1 protein-coding gene is annotated in these 609 nt (G+C 51.2%); it reads right to left on the reverse strand.

The features are described from left to right. Positions 1-314: 314 nt before the first annotated feature. A partial coding sequence (locus QEH59_RS18660; RefSeq protein ID WP_308986900.1) for a hypothetical protein occupies positions 315-609 on the reverse strand: 295 nt, incomplete at its 5' end.

A 609-nucleotide genomic window follows, 5' to 3' on the forward strand; every position in this document is an offset into this window, starting at 1 on the left:
GCGCTCGACTGCTGCAACGCTGCGCGATCTAGCCCGGGCGGTGAACAATTATCCTTGGGTTGCACCCCTGCGGATAAACATTCCCCCTTTGCCCGATAGTCAGTTTGCAAATGGTCGCAAACGAATGGCGAATCCGCTGCCAGCTCCTTAGCCATTCGATAGCTCTTTCACTAAGGGCGCTGCCCTGACGCACTCCAAAGTAAAACTTACAGTCTACCGAGGCTCCGCACTACGCTGGTGCGCCCGAAGCATAACGAACCGGCTCATTTTCATCCGAAATTCCAACAAGGCTCTGCGTACTCAAATGCAACATATCAACGCCTGCTAGCGGACTTCCTACTGAAGACGACCAATGTGAAAGCGACAGTGGCCGCGAGCAGTCCATAAAATGATGGCTCTGGAACTAAAGCTACCCACGCTGCTGCGGCCGAGGGATCTGTTTCAGACCATTGGGCTGAAACTTCATTAATACGTAAGTTACGGCTTTCTTCATCAACAATACTCTCAGTCCACATCGCTGGAATTCTTTCTGGCAATTGCTCATTAAGAGCTCGGAGGCTCTCTGCAAGCTCCCGAATGGCTTGTTGAAACCTCAACTCTTCATAAGTT

The organism is Thalassobacterium sedimentorum (assembly GCF_031127905.1).
GTDB classification, from domain to species: Bacteria; Verrucomicrobiota; Verrucomicrobiia; order Opitutales; family Coraliomargaritaceae; genus Thalassobacterium; species Thalassobacterium sedimentorum.